18 protein-coding genes and 1 pseudogene are annotated in these 16,528 nt (G+C 59.5%); 11 read left to right on the top strand and 8 right to left on the bottom strand.

Annotated elements, in window-relative coordinates; translation table 11 throughout:
* Window positions 1-16: 16 nt before the first annotated feature.
* The 4 genes and pseudogenes from QDY28_RS13550 to QDY28_RS13535 all read left to right on the top strand — a co-directional run.
* Window positions 17-198: pseudogene (locus QDY28_RS13550) on the top strand (mannonate dehydratase); the annotation flags it as partial.
* On the top strand, window positions 195-1,607 hold the full coding sequence (locus QDY28_RS13545) for a mannitol dehydrogenase family protein (protein ID WP_442967514.1): 1,413 nt from the start codon (window positions 195-197) through the stop codon (window positions 1,605-1,607). The pseudogene QDY28_RS13550 and the gene QDY28_RS13545, both read left to right, overlap by 4 nt.
* Before the next feature lie 83 nt (window positions 1,608-1,690).
* Window positions 1,691-2,227, top strand: coding sequence for a recombination regulator RecX (recX, locus tag QDY28_RS13540; protein WP_331382194.1), 537 nt, complete (start codon window positions 1,691-1,693; stop codon window positions 2,225-2,227).
* A gap of 95 nt (window positions 2,228-2,322) precedes the next feature.
* Window positions 2,323-2,922: a DUF922 domain-containing Zn-dependent protease gene (locus tag QDY28_RS13535; RefSeq protein ID WP_331382193.1), complete on the top strand. Its 600-nt coding sequence runs from the start codon at window positions 2,323-2,325 to the stop codon at window positions 2,920-2,922.
* A gap of 15 nt (window positions 2,923-2,937) precedes the next feature.
* Here the strand turns inward: QDY28_RS13535 and QDY28_RS13530 are convergent, their stop codons facing one another.
* Window positions 2,938-3,744, bottom strand: a complete 807-nt coding sequence (locus QDY28_RS13530) for an IclR family transcriptional regulator (RefSeq protein ID WP_331382192.1) — start codon at window positions 3,742-3,744, stop codon at window positions 2,938-2,940.
* 152 nt (window positions 3,745-3,896) lie between these two features.
* Between QDY28_RS13530 and QDY28_RS13525 the strand changes: the two genes are divergently transcribed.
* From QDY28_RS13525 to QDY28_RS13500, 6 genes are read left to right on the top strand one after another with little or no spacing between them, the layout of a single operon-like run.
* A complete protein-coding gene (locus QDY28_RS13525; protein ID WP_331382191.1) occupies window positions 3,897-4,772 on the top strand; it encodes a transporter substrate-binding domain-containing protein in 876 nt (291 codons plus the stop codon).
* 16 nt (window positions 4,773-4,788) lie between these two features.
* Window positions 4,789-5,517, top strand: coding sequence for an amino acid ABC transporter permease (locus QDY28_RS13520; protein WP_442967511.1), 729 nt, complete (start codon window positions 4,789-4,791; stop codon window positions 5,515-5,517).
* A gap of 1 nt (window position 5,518) precedes the next feature.
* A complete protein-coding gene (locus QDY28_RS13515; protein WP_331382190.1) occupies window positions 5,519-6,166 on the top strand; it encodes an amino acid ABC transporter permease in 648 nt (215 codons plus the stop codon).
* 5 nt (window positions 6,167-6,171) lie between these two features.
* Window positions 6,172-6,966: an amino acid ABC transporter ATP-binding protein gene (locus QDY28_RS13510; protein ID WP_331382189.1), complete on the top strand. Its 795-nt coding sequence runs from the start codon at window positions 6,172-6,174 to the stop codon at window positions 6,964-6,966.
* 20 nt (window positions 6,967-6,986) lie between these two features.
* On the top strand, window positions 6,987-7,448 hold the full coding sequence (locus QDY28_RS13505) for a RidA family protein (RefSeq protein ID WP_331382188.1): 462 nt from the start codon (window positions 6,987-6,989) through the stop codon (window positions 7,446-7,448).
* Between the two features lie 13 nt (window positions 7,449-7,461).
* Window positions 7,462-8,655: an aminotransferase class V-fold PLP-dependent enzyme gene (locus QDY28_RS13500; protein WP_331382187.1), complete on the top strand. Its 1,194-nt coding sequence runs from the start codon at window positions 7,462-7,464 to the stop codon at window positions 8,653-8,655.
* 22 nt (window positions 8,656-8,677) lie between these two features.
* On the opposite strand, the gene QDY28_RS13495 is transcribed toward QDY28_RS13500, so the two are convergent.
* From QDY28_RS13495 to QDY28_RS13470, 6 genes are all read right to left on the bottom strand, one after another.
* Complete coding sequence (locus QDY28_RS13495) at window positions 8,678-9,097, bottom strand: GlcG/HbpS family heme-binding protein (RefSeq protein WP_331382186.1); 420 nt, start codon at window positions 9,095-9,097, stop codon at window positions 8,678-8,680.
* A 322-nt stretch (window positions 9,098-9,419) separates the two neighbouring features.
* Entirely contained in the window at window positions 9,420-10,145 is a 726-nt protein-coding gene (locus tag QDY28_RS13490) for a ribonuclease activity regulator RraA (RefSeq protein WP_331382185.1), read from the bottom strand.
* An 18-nt stretch (window positions 10,146-10,163) separates the two neighbouring features.
* Window positions 10,164-11,900, bottom strand: a complete 1,737-nt coding sequence (gene araD, locus QDY28_RS13485; protein WP_331382184.1) for an L-arabinonate dehydratase — start codon at window positions 11,898-11,900, stop codon at window positions 10,164-10,166.
* 51 nt (window positions 11,901-11,951) lie between these two features.
* A complete protein-coding gene (locus tag QDY28_RS13480) occupies window positions 11,952-12,815 on the bottom strand; it encodes an ABC transporter permease (protein ID WP_331382183.1) in 864 nt (287 codons plus the stop codon).
* Between the two features lie 3 nt (window positions 12,816-12,818).
* On the bottom strand, window positions 12,819-13,634 hold the full coding sequence (locus QDY28_RS13475) for an ABC transporter ATP-binding protein (RefSeq protein ID WP_331382182.1): 816 nt from the start codon (window positions 13,632-13,634) through the stop codon (window positions 12,819-12,821).
* Between the two features lie 53 nt (window positions 13,635-13,687).
* Window positions 13,688-14,692 (bottom strand): ABC transporter substrate-binding protein, encoded by a 1,005-nt coding sequence (locus tag QDY28_RS13470; RefSeq protein ID WP_331382181.1) that lies wholly within the window; start codon window positions 14,690-14,692, stop codon window positions 13,688-13,690.
* Between the two features lie 130 nt (window positions 14,693-14,822).
* On the opposite strand from QDY28_RS13470, the gene QDY28_RS13465 reads away from it, so the two are divergent.
* The gene (locus tag QDY28_RS13465; protein ID WP_331382180.1) at window positions 14,823-15,515 is read left to right on the top strand and encodes a GntR family transcriptional regulator; all 693 of its coding nucleotides are present in this window, start codon (window positions 14,823-14,825) and stop codon (window positions 15,513-15,515) included.
* 18 nt (window positions 15,516-15,533) lie between these two features.
* Here QDY28_RS13465 and QDY28_RS13460 read toward each other — a convergent pair whose 3' ends face one another.
* Complete coding sequence (locus tag QDY28_RS13460) at window positions 15,534-16,367, bottom strand: SMP-30/gluconolactonase/LRE family protein (protein ID WP_331382179.1); 834 nt, start codon at window positions 16,365-16,367, stop codon at window positions 15,534-15,536.
* Window positions 16,368-16,528: the final 161 nt, after the last annotated feature.

Genomic DNA, 16,528 nt, shown 5'->3' with positions numbered 1-16,528 from the left:
GCGCTGCTTCTGAGGGAAGGCTGAGTGGCGCGCTGATCATACGATGTTCATGCGGCCCGATCGCAGCCAGGACATCTTGAATGACTTGGCGCGCGATCCCCAGCCGGCTATCCTGCCATCAGACGGTTGAAAGGCCTCGCAGAACTGCGTGGCATCGACCGCGCCTTGTCGCATTCCCAATATGGATTGGCCCACTGATGGAACGATTGACTGCCCGCACGCGACTTCATGATTCGATCCACTCGCCTGCCTATGACAGGCAGGCGCTGAGGCCGGGCATCGTTCATATCGGTCTTGGCGCCTTCCACCGTGCGCACCAGGCGGTTTACACGGATGCGGCGCTGGCGCATGCATTTGGAAACTGGGGCATTGTCGGCGTCAGCCTGCGATCGACGGAAATCGCCCATGATATGCAGGCGCAGGATTGCCTTTACAGCGTTGTTGCGCGTGACCGCTCCGGCGACAGCATAGGAGTCGTCGGCTCGATCGTCGAGGCGATTGCCGCCAGCGAAGACGGAGAGACTGTCCTTGCAAGACTTGCCGATCCTTCCGTCCATGTCGTCACGCTGACCGTCAGCGAAAAGGCGTACGGTATCGATCCTGTCGGCGGCGGGCTTGATCAGGCCCATCCCGCAATTGCCAGCGATCTGAAATCGCCGACCCGACCGACGGGAGTGATCGGTTATCTGACCGAAGGGCTTGCCCGGCGGCGGGACAGAGGGCAGCGGCCGTTCACCGTGCTTTGCTGCGACAACCTGCCGAGCAATGGTCGCATCGTCCGGCGTCTCGTCATCGAGATGGCCGAAATGCGCGATCGCGCGCTTGCTGCCTGGATCGCGGAAAACGTGTCCTTTCCATGCAGCATGGTGGATCGCATCGTTCCGGCCGCAACAGCAGAGACCCGCGCCCGTGCCGAAAGGCTGTTGCGAGTCGAGGACAGGCTGTCGATCGAGGCGGAGACCTTTTCGCAATGGGTGATCGAGGATGATTTCGTTTCGGATCGCCCCGCCTGGGAAGCGGGTGGCGCGCTCTTCGTCAAAGATGTCGAGCCCTATGAGAAAATGAAGCTGCGACTGCTGAACGGTTCGCACTCGCTGATCGCCTATCTCGGCCAGTTGCAGAAACTCGAATTCGTCCGCGACGTCATGGGCGTGCCGGAGAATGTCGCGCTGGTGCGGCGGCACATGCAGGCGGCGGTTCGCACGCTCGATCCAGTGCCCGGCATCGACCTTGCCCACTATATGGATCAGCTTGTGGAGCGTTTCGCCAATCCGGCGATCGCGCATCGCACGCTGCAGATTGCGATGGATGGCTCGCAGAAACTGCCGCAGCGTCTCTTCCAACCTGCCGTCGACGCCCTTTCTTCGGGAAGCGACGGGGCGGAATTCGCTTTCGCAACAGCGGTTTGGATAGCCTTTATCAAGCAGGCCGGGACTCTCGACGACCCACGCTCCAGTGAACTGTTGAAAGCTGCGGCAGATGCAGAGGAGCCGGGCGACGAAACAGCTTCCTTCTTCGCTATTCCGGGGCTTTTCCCAAAGGAATTGCAGGGTAACAGAGCGTGGAGAGACCGGGTGAATTCGCTGCTGAAATCTCTTCGTTCGTAAGGCGTTTCATTGCGAAAACGTGGCGCGTGACGTAAAGACCCTTCACCCCGAATCTCCGCTTCGCCGATTCCGAACGTCTCTCCATGGACCAAATTCCCACACCCCGAATGCTGGCCTGGGCACGCAATTCGACGGTCTATCGTCTCGAACGCAAGATGATGACTGAGAAGCAGTTGTTCGACGCAATTGCGAGAAAAGCGAAACAGAAGTTCGAAGGCATCAGCGACGCACAGATCAAGGCCGTCGCTGATTTCGCGGTCAAGTTCGCTTACGACCAGCAGGCTCTCAACGACGTTGCCTATGCCGAGATCCGCACGCGGTCCGCGGTGCGGTCCGGCAAATCAAGGAAGGCCATCGCCTATAAGCTCGCTTCGAAAGGCATAGAGAGCGATACGGTGGTAGCGGCTTTGGATGCTGCGAACGATTTGTTCGCAGCGATCATCTTTGCCCGCAAACGTGGCTTCGGGCCTTTTCGGAGAGGCGAACTCGATGAGAAGCGGAAGACGAAAGAATTGTCCGCGTTCGCCCGCAACGGGTTCGGCTTCGAGATCGGCAAGACAATTTTCCATATGAGCCGACAGGAGGCCGAAGACCTCCTGCATTCCTCATCGGTTTTCTAGCAAGACAAGTGGTTCGAATTCTCATGGTCCGATTGAAAGCGGAACGTGCACCCGATAGTTTCGCGCGCATTGGAGCGTGGTTTGCGGAGATTTGCATGAGGGCAGTCGTTCGATTTTGTTTGCTGGCGGCCGGCCTCGCCTCATTGCCGATGGTTGCGCATGCGCAATGGCAGGCCGTCGAAAAGGTGAAGACCTATGCCATTGCCGGCAAATCGGGCGCAGAGCTTTATGAATCGATCGGTGCGCGAGGTCCCGAGATGGGAGGCAAAGCGCGCGCTATCGCACATACAGGCTTCAAACTGACCTGGACGCGGAAATACGAGCCGCAGGGAGATGCCTGCGTGCTCGTTTCAGCGCAGCCGAAGCTCACCATCACCTACACCTTGCCCAAGCCGGCGGAGCAGTTGCCCGTCACGACAAGGAGAAGCTGGGAGACGTTTATCGCCGGCGTGCACAAGCATGAGCTCGTGCATGGCGAGATGATCAAGGACATGGTGAAGGAGATCGAGACCGAGAGTGTCGGCCTGACCGCCGCCGACGATCCCGATTGCCGCAAGATCAGAAACGATTTGACGAAGCGCCTGTCCGAGATTTCGAACAAGCAGCGGCAGCGCGCCCGGGATTTTGACAAAACCGAACTCAGCGACGGTGGCAATCTCCAGCAGCTCGTCCTTGGACTGGTGAGGGAGCAGTAGACGCCCGCTGCCGGCCTATTGTGCCGCCGCCAAATAGCTGTTGCCGATCGAAAGCGCTTCGGCTGTACGAACGAGCTCTGCGCCCAGAGCGGTCTTATGATCCTCGGAAACGTCGATCGGAAGGACGAAACAGATCGTCGCCTCGACGATGCCGTTCGAGTTCCAGATGGGGGCGGCCATACACTGCGTAAAGCTGTTGATCAGTCCCGTCGTGACGATCAGTTTCTTTTTTCCAGCTTCGCTGCATTCGCGCGCGAAATCCTCAAGGTCGACAGAGCGTCCATCGGGAAGAGTCAAGTCGCCTTCCTCCAGCAATCTGCCGATTTCTTCCTTGGACAGATGTGACAGCAGCAGCCTTCCCGATGCCGTCCAGGGGATCGGCACCTGCGATCCGATCTCCGAGCTGATGCGGAGGGGGCGGGAGCCTGGGGCGGCATGGACGATCGCCTGCTTGTTTCTGTGGCGCACGCAGAGCTCGCTCGTCTCGCCGGTCTGTTTCGACAGCCGCTCGACGGCTTCCCTGCCGCGAATGATAATGTCATTTTCCTGCAGGTAGCGCGTACCGTAGAGATACAGCAGCTTGCCGAAATAGACCCTGTTGTCGCTCCCATTGGTCTCCAGAATACCCGCATCCGACAGAATGCCGACGAGGTCATAAATGGTCGATCGCGGCGCGTCGATCGCCTTCGGCAGGTCGGCAAGCCGCACGGGCTGCCCGGCCTTGTTCAGATAAGCGAGCAATTTCAAAACTCTATCAATGCCGCGCTCACGGGGCCCGTGGGCTTCGCGGGTCTTTCGCGCACCTTCGTCGTTCGAAGCCATGCCAAAAATGCTCCATTGCTACCGCTCTGGCATTGCGCCAGCGCTGAAATCGGTATATCGTCTTAAATATAAGAAACGTGTCTTATATACAAGACAAAGGCTTGAGAAACAAGCTTGATAACGGGAACCCTATCTTAAACGCGGAGGCTTACATGAACGATATTTCGCAGCGTCGTGATTTTTTGAAGCTGGGCCTGGGTGGTCTGGCGGTCGGTACTGCCGTTGGCCTGATGGCCAGCAGCGAAGAGGCGGCGGCTCAGGCAGCCAGCGACAGCCTGCTGCGCACGGTGCTGGATCGCGGTCACCTGATCGTCGGCACCGGCAGCACCAACGCTCCCTGGCATTTCGAGAACGATGCCGGTGAGCTGGTCGGCATGGACATCACCATGGGCCGCATTCTTGCCAAGGGCCTGTTCGACGACGAAACCAAGGTCGAATTCGTCAAGCAGGATGCGCAGCAGCGCATTCCGAACATCGTCACTGGCAAGGTGGACATTACCATCCAGTTCATGACGATGTCGGCGCAGCGTGCGCAGCTCATCAACTTCTCCCGGCCCTATTATGTCGAAGGCGTGGCCCTGCTGACCCGTCCCGACGCCGACAACAAGACCTACGATAAGCTCTTGGCCGGTGGCAGCAACACGCGCGTTTCCATTCTCCAGAACGTGGATGCGGAAAAGACCGTTCACCTCGTTCTGCCGGATGCACAGGTCATGCAGATCGACACGCAGGCAAACGTCATTCAGGCGTTGGAAGCAAAGCGCGTCGATGCGGCCGCAGTCGATCTATCGACGGTGCGCTGGCTCGCGTCGCGAACGCCCGATCGGTATTTCGACGCCGGCAAGCAGTGGAACAGCATGCTTTACGGCGCCGCAGTCCGCCAGAGCGACCTCGACTGGCTGTATTTCGTCAATACGACGTTCAATACCGCCATGTTCGGCCATGAATCGGCGCTCTACGACGCCGCCTTCAAGGAATATTTCGGCCTGGATGCGCCGGTGCGCAAGCCGGGTTTCCCGACCATCTGATCTGAACGGAGCCAGCGTGGCCTCGCGGGCGCTGGCTCCGCCGCAGACTTCGATCGCATTGCGGGAGACGGCAGCCGGTATGGGCTATCACCTGAATTTCAATCTTATCTGGCGACACATCGACAAGCTGTGGGGCGGGCTTCTGCTCAGCCTCGAACTTGCTGTCGTTTCCATCGCCATCGGTGCCCTGATCGGGCTTGTCCTCGCCATTTGGTACGTATCGGCGGGCAAAGTCGTTCGCAGCTTCATCGCCGCCTACGTCGAGTTCATCCGCAATGTGCCGTTGATCCTGCTCGTCTATCTCGTCTTTTATGGACTTCCGACTGCAGTGAACATTGCCTATAGCGCAACCACATCATTCGTCATTACCCTCTCGGTCTATGCCGGTGCCTATCTCGTCGAGGTATTCCGGTCCGGCCTCGAGGCCGTGCCGCGCGGCCAGATCGATGCGGGCAAGGCGATCGGGCTGACGCCGCTGCAGCGTCTCCTTTACGTCCGTCTGCCGACGATGACGCGCATTACCCTGCCGGCGCTGTCCAACACCTTCATCTCCTTGTTCAAGGATACGTCGGTCGCCTCGGTCATTGCTGTTCCCGAGCTCACATACGGGGCGCAATGGATCAATTTCAATACGTTCCGCATCGTCGAGGTCTACATCATCACGACCCTGATGTATCTCGTCACCGGCTATCTCATCTTGTTCGGCCTTCGCCGGCTGGAAGGTCATTTCAGGGTGGAGCGCTAGAATGGCTGCGATCCTCTATGCTCTGCCATTCCTCCTGAAAGGCCTGCTGATCACGCTTTGGGTCTCCGCGATCGTCGTTGCGCTTTCGCTTTGCATCGGCATCGTCTTTGGCGTCGGGCTGATCTATGGCCCGTGGCCAATCAAGCTCCTCGTGCGCTTCTTCAGCGACTGTATCCGCGGTATTCCGATCCTCGTTCTCATCTTCATCGTCTATTACGGCTTTCCGGCACTCGGTTTGCACATCGTCGCCTTTTGGGCCGGTGTCGTGGCGTTGACGTTGTTCAAATCGGCGCAGGTGGTCGAATATGTGCGTGGCGCCGTCCTCTCCATCCCGAGGGGACAGATGGAAGCCGGCATGTCCATCGGCCTGACCTTTGTACAGCGGCTGCGCTATGTCATCTTTCCGCAGGCGACCCGCCGTTTTCTGCCGCCATGGATCAATGGCGTGACCGACGCGGTGAAAGGAAGCGCTCTGATCTCGCTGCTCGGCATCGTCGATCTTATGCAGTCGATCAACGAAGTGATCGGCCGAACCTATGAGGCCATGCCGCTCTATCTCCTCGGGGCCTTCATCTATTTCGCGATCAACTACAGTCTCTCCAGCCTGAGCCGGAGAATGGAGCGCCGCTACTCCTACATCAGGGAATGACCGTCATGAACAACACACAATCGGCAACGCCGCTGCTCAGAATACGCAATGTCGCCAAGGCGTTCGGAGCCGTCCAGGTACTACATTCCATCGATATGGATGTCGCGAAAGGCGAGGTGGTCTCCGTCATCGGCCCTTCGGGCAGCGGCAAGACGACGCTTTTACGCTGCGTGAACTTCCTCGAAAGCTACGACAGCGGCTCGATCCAGATCGATGGAGCCGAAGTCGGCTATCGCGACGGCACCAATCAGCAGCGCCGCGGCGAGAAGGACCTTGCGCGCATGCGCGCCGAAACCGGCATGGTTTTTCAGAGCTTCAACCTCTTTCCGCATCTGACGGCCGCAGAAAATGTGATGCTCGGCCTTCAAAAGGTCCGGGGCAAGCCGAAGAAGGAGGCGCGGGAGAGAGCCGAACATTGGCTCAATCGCGTCGGCCTCGGACACCGCATCAACAATCTTCCGTCGGAACTATCCGGTGGTCAGCAGCAGCGCGTCGGCATTGCCCGAGCGGTTGCCATGGACCCGAAGATCCTGCTGCTCGATGAAATCACCTCGGCGCTCGATCCGGAGTTGGTGAACGAAGTTCTCGATGTCGTCAGGCAGTTGGCGGAGGAGGGGATGACGATGCTGATGGTCACCCATGAGATCGCCTTTGCGAGGGACGCCAGCAACCGCATCGTGTTCATGGCCGATGGAAAAGTGTCTGCTGAGGGCGCGCCGAAGGACCTTCCAGCGCTTGTGGCGAAAAACGAACGGCTGAAGGCTTTCCTGTCCCGCTTCCATGCGGCCGCGGCCGTGTGAGAGTGAACGGGAGTATGGAGATGACGCCTCACGATCGATTGAAGGCTCTGGGCCTGGAGCTCTTCACACCGCCGACGCCAATCGGCAATTTCCGCAATTTCGTCCGCTGCGGGTCGCTGCTCTTCATCTCGGGGCAGGGGCCTCTCGATGCCGATGGCACGCTCCACACGGGCAAGGTCGGGCAGGATGTGGATGTCGCGACCGCTTACCAGCATGCACGGTTGACCGGGCTCAATCTTCTATCGGCATTGTCGGATAGCATCGGCGATCTCAGCCAAGTCAAGCAGATCGTGAAACTATTGGGCTTCGTGAACGCGACCCCGGAATTTACCGAACACCCGAAGGTCATCAACGGCTGTTCGGATCTGTTCGTCGACGTCTTCGGCGATATCGGCATGCATGCACGTTCGGCAATCGGCGTCGGTTCGCTGCCGAACAATATCACCGTCGAAATCGAAGCGATTATCGAACTTCACAGCTAGAAGGCCCAATCCCATGGTTGCGACCACCAAAGGCTCCGAGCAGCCGATCAGAGAACGCCTCAACCTCCGGCCCATCATCAATGTCTCGGGCACGATGACTGCCTTGGGGGCTTCAATCATCGTGCCGGAGGCGATCAAGGCAATGAGCGAAATCGCCTCGCAATTCGTCGAGATGGACGATCTGCACCGGCGGGCGAGCGAGGTGATTGCGCGTCTCACCGGCGGTGAAGCCGGTTTTGTCACCGCCTCCTGCGCGAGCGGCATCAGCCTGTCGCTGGCCGCCGCGATCACCGGCGACAACCTCTTGGCGATCGAAAACTTGCCGGACCGGACCGAGGGGCTGAAGACGGAAGTTATCGTGCAGATCGGCCATATGGTCAGCTTCGGCGGCAATATCGATCAAGCGGTCCGGCTTGCCGGCGGCAAGGTAATTGCGGCCGGCACCGTCAGCGTCGTCAATGATTATCACGTCGCCGATGCCATCAACGACCGCACGGCTGCCGCCCTCTACGTGGTCTCGCACCATACGGTGCAATACGGCATGCTATCGCTGCCGGACTTCGTGGCCATCTGCCACGCCAAAAACGTGCCGGTTATCGTCGATGCCGCATCCGAATACGATCTGCGGATCTTCCTGCAGCAGGGCGCGGATATCGTCGTCTATAGTGGGCACAAGTTTCTGGGCGGCCCGACTACCGGCATCGTGGCCGGCCGCAAGGACCTGGTGCGTGCCACTTTCCTGCAGAACCGCGGGATCGGCCGCGGCATGAAGGTCGGCAAGGAAAGCATTGCCGGGGTCATGGCGGCACTGGAGGCGTGGGAGCATCGCGATCACGACGGCATTCGCCGCCGCGAGCGCGCTGCGCTGGACCTTTGGAAAAACACGCTGGAGGGACTTGCAGGCATCGAGGCTGTTATCGTTCCCGATCCGACCAACAATCCCTTGGACAGGTTGGAGATCAATGTGCGGCCCGAGAGCGGCTTTACGGCGGCAGGGCTTGCCGCCGCTCTTGCCCGCGCGCAGATACCGATCATCGTCCGCAATCATGAAGTGGAACGCGGCCATTTCTTCCTCGATCCCTGCAATCTACATCCGGGAGAAGCCGAGACCGTTGCCCGCGAGTTTCATTCGCTATTGTCGGCGAAGGAAAGGCCGGCGGACGCGATGCTGGCGCCGCAGAAGTCGACACGCAACGTTCGCAAATAGCCGGATTGAGGAAAAGCTTGCCTCAGACGGCATCGGCTCCGATGGCGGCAAGCGTGGCGCGGGCGACCTCGAAATCCTGATCGCCCGTGCCTGATCCTACGCCGATCGCGCCGGCAAGCCGGCCGCCGAAACGAATGGGCAGGCCGCCCGGCAGATGCGTGACGCCGCCCTGCGAGGCGATGCCGGCAGCCGTAGCGGATTCGAAGGATATCGCGCCGGTCGGCGCATTGATCGAGGCGGCGGTGCGGGCCTTGGCGCGAGCCGTGTGCATGCTCAGATATTTCGCGCCATCCATCCGGATGCTGGCAATGGTTTCGCCGCTGGCGTCGACGATGAAGATGCATTGCGGAATACCCATCTTCTCGGCATGGGTGACCGCAGCCGCAAGAGCCTGCATTGCGCCGGCATGAGACAGGACCAAGGTTTCGCGTGTAATGGACATGGGCTGGCAATCCTTAACGATCAAATTTTTATGGCAAACATAGGCCATTCGGCCTGAATAGACCGGTATTCTCATCGATGACAACGTCAAGAAGCGAGTTGGTGAAGTGCCGCCGAGGTTCTTGTCGACGTTAGGGCCGAGATGTCCGCGACTTGGAACGCGGTAAAGGCGCTGAATTTTTGCTCTGCCGATGAAAGCTTCTTCCCAAACGGAATGAGATTACAAGCGTAAGCCTTTGTTATCTAGTTATTTTATCGGGAGAGAAATCCCATCGCCGTTATCGGTGACGGGATTTTTGGTACCATAGCGGCGAAGGCGCCGATCAGCGGCCTTTCTGCTTGCGCCACTCGGCGAACTTGACCTTCGGGGTGTCACTGGTTGCCGGGTAAAGTCCGATGATGGTCGCGCCGTTCAAGACTTCTTCAGTGACGAAATCCTCGTAAACGGTCATTTCGACAGTCTCATCGGCGATTTCGTCGGCGAGGTGCGCCGGGATGACGATCACGCCCTCATTGTCGCCGACGAGAACATCGCCGGGAAAAACCGCGACATCGCCGCACCCGATCGGCACGTTCATTTCGATCGCCTGGTGCAGCGTCAGGTTTGTCGGCGCGGACGGGCGGTGATGATAAGCGGGGATATCGAGATTGGCGATTTCCGGGCTGTCACGGAAGCCGCCATCGGTCACGACGCCGGCAACGCCGCGCACCTGGAGCCGCGATATCAGGATCGAGCCAGCCGAGGCCGCGCGTGCATCCTTGCGGCTATCCATGACGAGGACGGCACCGGGTGGGCACTTTTCGACTGCCGCGCGCTGTGGATGCTCAGGATTGCGGAAAACGTCAAGCGTGTTCAGGTCTTCGCGCGCGGGGATGTAGCGCAGCGTGAAGGCCTGGCCAACCATGTTCGCCTTCTTCGGCGACAGCGGGCGGACATCCTGGATGAACTGGTTGCGAAGGCCGCGCTTGAAGAGAGCCGTGGCGATCGTCGGCGTGGCAACGCCCATCAGCTTGTTGCGGGTCTCGCTGCTCAGCACGTAATTGCTCATGACATGTGTCCTTTGCGGTCAATAAATATCAGGTTCGCCCGGTGTGGGGCCAAATCCGGTTTCCAGGAAATCAAAATCGCAGCCCGTGTCGGCCTGCGCCACGTGGCGGGCGAACATCCAGCCATAGCCACGGCCGAATTTTTCGGCAGGCTTGACCCAGGCTTCGCGCCGGCGCTGCAATTCGTCCTCGTCCACGAGCATATCGATCCGCCGTGCCTCGAGATCGAGGCGAACAATGTCGCCGTTCTTCAACAACGCCAGCGGGCCGCCGACATGCGATTCCGGAGAGACGTGCAGGATGCAGGCGCCGTAGCTCGTGCCGCTCATGCGGGCGTCGGATAGCCGCAGCATGTCGCGATGGCCCTGCTTCAGCAGCGCCTTCGGAATCGGCAGCATGCCCCATTCCGGCATGCCGGGACCGCCCTGCGGGCCGGCGCCGCGCAGCACCATGACGTGGTCGGGTGTGATGTCGAGATTTTCGTCATCCACCGCTGCTTTCATCTCCGAATAGCTGTCGAACACCAACGCCGGCCCCTGATGCTTGTGAAAGCGCGGATCGCAGGCGGCCGGCTTGATGACGGCTCCAGTGGGCGCGAGATTGCCCTTCACGACCGCGAGGGACCCCTCGTGATAGACGGGATTGTCGAGCGAGCGGATGACGTCGTCATTGTAGCACTTTGCCCCTTGCAGGGTCTCTCCGAGGGTGACGCCCGAAACGGTCAGCGCGGAGAGATCGAGCTTGGAGGCAAGCTTTGCCATCAGTGCCCGCAGGCCGCCGGCATAGTAGAAGTCTTCCATCAGATAAGTCTTGCCGGTCGGCCGGATATTGGCGAGCACCGGCGTCGTACGGCCGGCCTTGTCGAGATCGTCCAACGTGAGGTCGACGCCGGCGCGGCGCGCCATCGCGATCAGATGCACGACCGCATTGGTGGAACAGCCGGTCGCCATTGCCACGGCGACGGCATTGCCGACGGCCGTGGCCGCGACGATCTTTGCGGGGACAAGGTCTTCCCAGACCATCTCGACGATGCGGCGGCCGACGGCGGAAGCCATACGGATGTGGTTGGAGTCGGCGGCCGGGATCGAACTTGCTCCGGGCAAGGTCAGGCCCAGCGCCTCGGCAATCGCTGTCATGGTGCTCGCCGTGCCCATCGTCATGCAGTGGCCATAGGAGCGGGCGATACCGGCCTCGACTTCGACCCATTCCTTCTCCGAAATAGCGCCCACGCGGCGCTCGTCCCAGAACTTCCAGGCATCGGAACCGGAGCCCAGATATTCGCCGCGAAAATTGCCGCGCAGCATCGGGCCGGCAGGGAGATAGATCATCGGCAGGCCCATGCTGAGCGCGCCCATGACAAGGCCGGGTGTGGTCTTGTCGCAGCCGCCCATCAGCACAGCACCATCGACCGGATGTGAGCGCAGCAGTTCCTCCGCCTCCATCGCCAACATGTTGCGGTAGAGCATGGTGGTCGGCTTGACATAGCTTTCAGACAGCGACAACGCCGGCAGTTCGAGAGGAAAGCCGCCGGCCTGAAGGATGCCGCGTTTCACGTCTTCGACCCGGTGCTTGAAATGCGCGTGGCAGGGATTGGCGTCAGACCAGGTATTCAGGATGGCGATGACGGGCTTGCCCGCCCATTCTTCCGGCGCATAGCCCATCTGCATGGTGCGCGAACGATGTCCGGAACTTCTGAGGTCGTCGGGCGCGAACCATCGAGCACTGCGCAATTCCGCCGATTTCCTTTTGGCATTCATTATCTTAGAACCTTGTATTCAACTGTTGGAAGAGATGAACCCGCCCGGAGATCATTCCTTCATGCCCCATTTCAGCAGGGTTCGACGCTCGATCGTTTGGAAAACCAGGTTCTCGACGATAAGGCCGATGACGATGACGGTCAGCAGGCCGGCGAAGACTGAGGGTATGTCGAGGAGGTTGCGGTTTTCGAAGATGAACCATCCAAGCCCACCTTGGCCAGAGGAAACGCCGAAGACGAGTTCGGCGGCGATCAACGTGCGCCAGGAGAAGGCCCAGCCGATCTTCAGGCCGGTTAGGATCGACGGGAAGGCCGCCGGGATAAGAATGCGAAATACATAGGAGAGTCCAGTCAGTCCGTAGTTGGCCCCCACCATGCGCAGCGTGCGCGAAACGCCGAGAAAGCCGGCATGCGTGTTGAGGGCAACCGCCCAGAGGACCGAATGCACCAGCACGAAGACGAGGCTCGCGGGTCCGAGACCGAACCAGATGAGCGCCAGCGGCAGCAGCGAGATTGCCGGCAGCGGATTGAACATTGCCGTCATCGTCTCGAGGAAATCGGTGCCAATACGGGTGTTGATGGCAACGACGGTGAGGATAGCGGCGAGCACGGTCCCCGTGATGTAGCCTGTGACCAAAATCTTCAGCGTGGTCCAGATGCGTTCGGGCAGCACGCCGTCCGCAAAGCGCTCATAGAGCGCCGTCAACGTGTCGCTGAGCGTCGGGAAAAGCAGCGGATTGTCGAGATGCCGCGCATATGCCTCCCAAATGATGGCGAGAACCACAATCAGCAGCGATTTGCGAAAGAGGCTGGATTGCCAAAGAAGCTCGATAGCCCCGAGCTTCTGCTCGACAGCAGCGATGTGGCCCGCGGGCTCGGCCCTTTCGGCCGCGAGGATGAAATGCGGTGCGCTCATGGCCTATTCCCTATGTCCTGCTTCGGCAAACAGCATGTGATGGATTTCCTGCTCCAGCTTGGCGGCAGCCGCGGCATCGTGGCGGACCGCTTCGACATTGCGAATCTCGGCCTTGACGCGGCCGGGATGCGGCGAAAGCAGCAGGATGCGGTTGGAGATCTTGATCGCCTCTGCAATCGAATGCGTGACGAAGATGACGGTGAAACGCGTATCCTCCCAGAGCTGCAGGAGTTCGTCCTGCATCTGCCGGCGAGTCAGCGCATCGAGTGCCGCAAAAGGTTCGTCCATCAGCAGGATGTCGGGCTGCATGGCCATGCCACGGGCGATCGCCACACGCTGCTTCATGCCGCCTGAGAGCATGTGCGGATAGGTATCGACAGCACGCGTGAGCTTAACCTTCTCGATATAGTCCCGGGCAATGTTCTCGGCTTCCGCGCGGGGCAGGCGGCGAGCAGTCGTTAGCGGAAACATGACGTTTTCAAGGACCGTCTTCCATGGCAGGAGCTGATCGAATTCCTGGAAGACCATCATCCTGTCGGCGCCGGGCTTCTTGACCGGTTGCCCCTTGATTTCAATGCGCCCCGCCGTCGGCGCCAGATAGCCGCCGATGGCCTTCAGCAATGTCGATTTTCCGCAACCGGACGGCCCGAGGAGTACGAAACGATCGGACTGAGCGACCGAAAAGCTGACCTCTTCGGTGGCTGTAATCAAAAGGTTCGGTGTCTTGTAGCGAAGCGTCACCTTGTCGACGTTCAAGAGCGGTTTGGCCACCGCCATTTCAGTCGGCGGGGCATCGGCTGCAATTTTTGCCTGAAGCATAGGGCTCCTCCACGAGAGATAGCTGAAGGCGGCATTGGCGCCGCCAACAGGCTTCAATTGCCATTCAGATCCGCCGCTTCGGGCAGATAATAGTCGGTCCAGACCTTGGGCATCGTCTTCAAAGTCCCGATCTTGTAGAGATGCGCCGCAAATTTCATGGTTCCCTGCGGATCCATGCGGAACTCCATCATGTGAGGCTGATTGAGAATCGCCAGGAGATCGTCGACACTCGTCTTGTCGCCGCTGACCGTTTTGTAAGCCTCGACCGCTGTCTTCGGATCCTTTTTGATCACACCGATGGCATCGGCCGTTGCTTCACGTATAGCCTTGACGATCGTCGGGTTGGCGCTGGCGAATTGCGTCGTCGTGAAGAAAGTGCCCTGCGTCAGCTCGCCACCGATGATGTCGCGCGAATTGACGACTTCATGAACGCCCGGCTGCTTGAGTTCCAGATATTGAAAAGGCGGGGCCGAGAAATGGCTCTTCACCTCATGGTTCTGATTTGCAAGCGCTGCCATCGCATCCGGATGACCGAGCTGCACCGTGTTGGCATCGAACTTATGAACTTGATCATCGCCATACATCTGAGCGGCGGCCATCTGCAGCAGGATCGCCTGCGTCGAAACCCCGACCGTCGGCACGGCGATCTTGTCGCCTGGCTGGATGTCTTTCAGAGACTTGATGCGCGGATCGCGCGAGACCATGACAACCGGCTGCGCAGAATTGGTGACGATGCCTTTGACCTTGCCTCTGGTGCGATCCCAAAGCAGCAGCAGATTGCCGGTACCGGTATTGACGATGTCGACGCTGCCGGCAAGCAGCGCATCGGTTTGCGCGCCACCGCCGCTAAACGTGCGCCATTCGACCTTGACGCCCGGCAGGCCGTCAGCCTCGGCGCGTTTCTCGATAAGCTTCTGTGTCTCCATGACGTGGCTGACGAGATAAAGAATGCCCGGCTGGCGCGTGATCGAAACGTCGGTTTTTTCGGCGGCGGCAGCCGAAAAAGCACCGGCCAGCATCACGGCGACCGCGGTCATGCCGAGAAGAAATCTTCTCATTTAATCCTCCCAAATTCCGCAAACCCGGTGAAATCGCGTTTACTTAAATGGACTAAAGCACTAATGTATCAGTGCATCAAGTCTTAATTTGTGCTTTATGGTCTAACGCTCTCGATCAGGAAGGTTGCCGGTGAAACTAAACCCGAAAGAATTCGCTTTGGACCGATCCCGCCAGGTCGCTCCCCAGATCCTGGAAATCCTGAGATCGCGTATTCTTTCGATGAGTTTGCCGCCCACCACCGTTCTGTCGCGCATTTCGCTTCAAAGCGAATTCAACGTCAGCCAGACACCGGTTCGTGACGCCTTGATCAGGCTGGAAGAAGAGGGGCTCGTTGAGGTCTACCCGCAATATGCCACCGTAGTTGCGAGAATCGATATCGGCAACGCCGTGGAGGCGCACTTCCTGAGATTGTCGATCGAGCTGGAGGCCGTCCGGCGGCTGACGACCGAATCGCCCGAAGAAACGGCCGCTGCCCTGCTGCATGTTCTGGTGCGGCAGGAGCATGTGGCGTCACCTGAGACCTACGATCTATTCGATGCACTCGACAAGGATTTCCACCGTGTTCTCTTCGAAAGGGCTGGTATCCTGGGACTTTGGGCGACCGTCCGGCGCCAGAGCGTTCATCTCGATCGCCTTCGCATGCTGAACCTGCCCATGCCGGGCAAACAACAGCAGGTCATCGCCGATCATCACGCTATCGTCGATGCTGCTCGGTCGGGAAAGGCGGAAGAGGCAGTGGCAGCACTTCGCAAGCACCTTTCCGGAACGCTGTCGATCATCGATCTCATCTGCGAAAAATATCCGGATTATGTCAGCCGGTAGGCAGCTATCCAGGTGCGGCTACGGCAAGATCGCGCGCAGCACATGCCCGGAGGCGTGCGTTTCATCCTCTGCGGCAGTCCGTCTCGTGGTTACGAAAATCGAACGCGGATTGGCTTTGTCCATGACGATCTTCGTCGGGTGCGTCACCGGAAAGGGGATTGGTTCCAGCGCTTCGCCTGATGGTGCGAAGCGGAGAAGCTGCGATCCCTCAACACCGGCAATCCAGTAGATACCGTCCTCGTCGATGAACGCGCCGTCGGGCCGGCCGGCGAAATCATGCGTCGTCGCAAAGACGCGGCGATTGCTTGGCGTTCCTGTCGCGAGATCATAGTCGCAGACCCAGACGGTTTGCACGGTGGGATGGGAATCCGAGAAATACATGCGGTGGCGAACGGCGTCGAAGGCGAGCCCGTTGGGTACCCACAGGCCGTCGAAGACACAGCGATGGCCAAGGTCGGTTTCCACACAGAAAATTGCTCCCGCAGGTTCGGTCAGGTTGAGGTGCATGGTGCCAGCCCAGAAGCGGCCCGCCGGATCGATTGCGCCGTCGTTGAAACGAACATCCCTGCGGCTTTCCGGCGAGCAGGCCGGGTCGAAACAACCGCTTGCCGGATCGAAGAGAAAAATGCCGCTGACGAGCCCTGCCAGCAGCATCCCGTCCGGGCGCATGGCGATGCAGCCGACTGCCTCCGGCGCATCCCAGACCTCGGTTCTGCCTGATGCCGCATTGGTCCGCAGCAGCCGGCAGCCTTCGGTATCGACCCACCACAGAGACTTGCCATCCTCCGACCAGACCGGGCTTTCGCCAAGAAAGCCCCATCGGTCGGAGAATACTTCGAATGCCAGTGTCATCTTGCCTCTTGCTCACGCATGTTGCCGACGGGCTTCCACTTTATCGCCGGATATCGAGCTATCCACCAGATCGTTTGCTGAATTCAAGTCCTGGCATGGCAGGTAGTCGCGGTGCGTTTGCTGTGTTGAGAAATGTGGAGCCGTCGAACGGCTGCATTGGC

The organism is Rhizobium sp. BR 362 (genome assembly GCF_036528765.1).
Taxonomy (GTDB): domain Bacteria; phylum Pseudomonadota; class Alphaproteobacteria; order Rhizobiales; family Rhizobiaceae; genus Rhizobium.
This window is presented reverse-complemented; position numbering and strand designations above follow the sequence as displayed.

Coding starts and splice junctions, on each gene's coding strand:
- recX (WP_331382194.1), top strand. CDS start 1,691: ATGGACCAAATTCCCACACCCCGAATGCTGGCCTGGGCACGCAATTCG.
- QDY28_RS13535 (WP_331382193.1), top strand. CDS start 2,323: ATGAGGGCAGTCGTTCGATTTTGTTTGCTGGCGGCCGGCCTCGCCTCA.
- QDY28_RS13530 (WP_331382192.1), bottom strand. CDS start 3,744: ATGGCTTCGAACGACGAAGGTGCGCGAAAGACCCGCGAAGCCCACGGG.
- QDY28_RS13525 (WP_331382191.1), top strand. CDS start 3,897: ATGAACGATATTTCGCAGCGTCGTGATTTTTTGAAGCTGGGCCTGGGT.
- QDY28_RS13515 (WP_331382190.1), top strand. CDS start 5,519: ATGGCTGCGATCCTCTATGCTCTGCCATTCCTCCTGAAAGGCCTGCTG.
- QDY28_RS13510 (WP_331382189.1), top strand. CDS start 6,172: ATGAACAACACACAATCGGCAACGCCGCTGCTCAGAATACGCAATGTC.
- QDY28_RS13505 (WP_331382188.1), top strand. CDS start 6,987: ATGACGCCTCACGATCGATTGAAGGCTCTGGGCCTGGAGCTCTTCACA.
- QDY28_RS13500 (WP_331382187.1), top strand. CDS start 7,462: ATGGTTGCGACCACCAAAGGCTCCGAGCAGCCGATCAGAGAACGCCTC.
- QDY28_RS13495 (WP_331382186.1), bottom strand. CDS start 9,097: ATGTCCATTACACGCGAAACCTTGGTCCTGTCTCATGCCGGCGCAATG.
- QDY28_RS13490 (WP_331382185.1), bottom strand. CDS start 10,145: ATGAGCAATTACGTGCTGAGCAGCGAGACCCGCAACAAGCTGATGGGC.
- araD (WP_331382184.1), bottom strand. CDS start 11,900: ATGAATGCCAAAAGGAAATCGGCGGAATTGCGCAGTGCTCGATGGTTC.
- QDY28_RS13480 (WP_331382183.1), bottom strand. CDS start 12,815: ATGAGCGCACCGCATTTCATCCTCGCGGCCGAAAGGGCCGAGCCCGCG.
- QDY28_RS13475 (WP_331382182.1), bottom strand. CDS start 13,634: ATGCTTCAGGCAAAAATTGCAGCCGATGCCCCGCCGACTGAAATGGCG.
- QDY28_RS13470 (WP_331382181.1), bottom strand. CDS start 14,692: ATGAGAAGATTTCTTCTCGGCATGACCGCGGTCGCCGTGATGCTGGCC.
- QDY28_RS13460 (WP_331382179.1), bottom strand. CDS start 16,367: ATGACACTGGCATTCGAAGTATTCTCCGACCGATGGGGCTTTCTTGGC.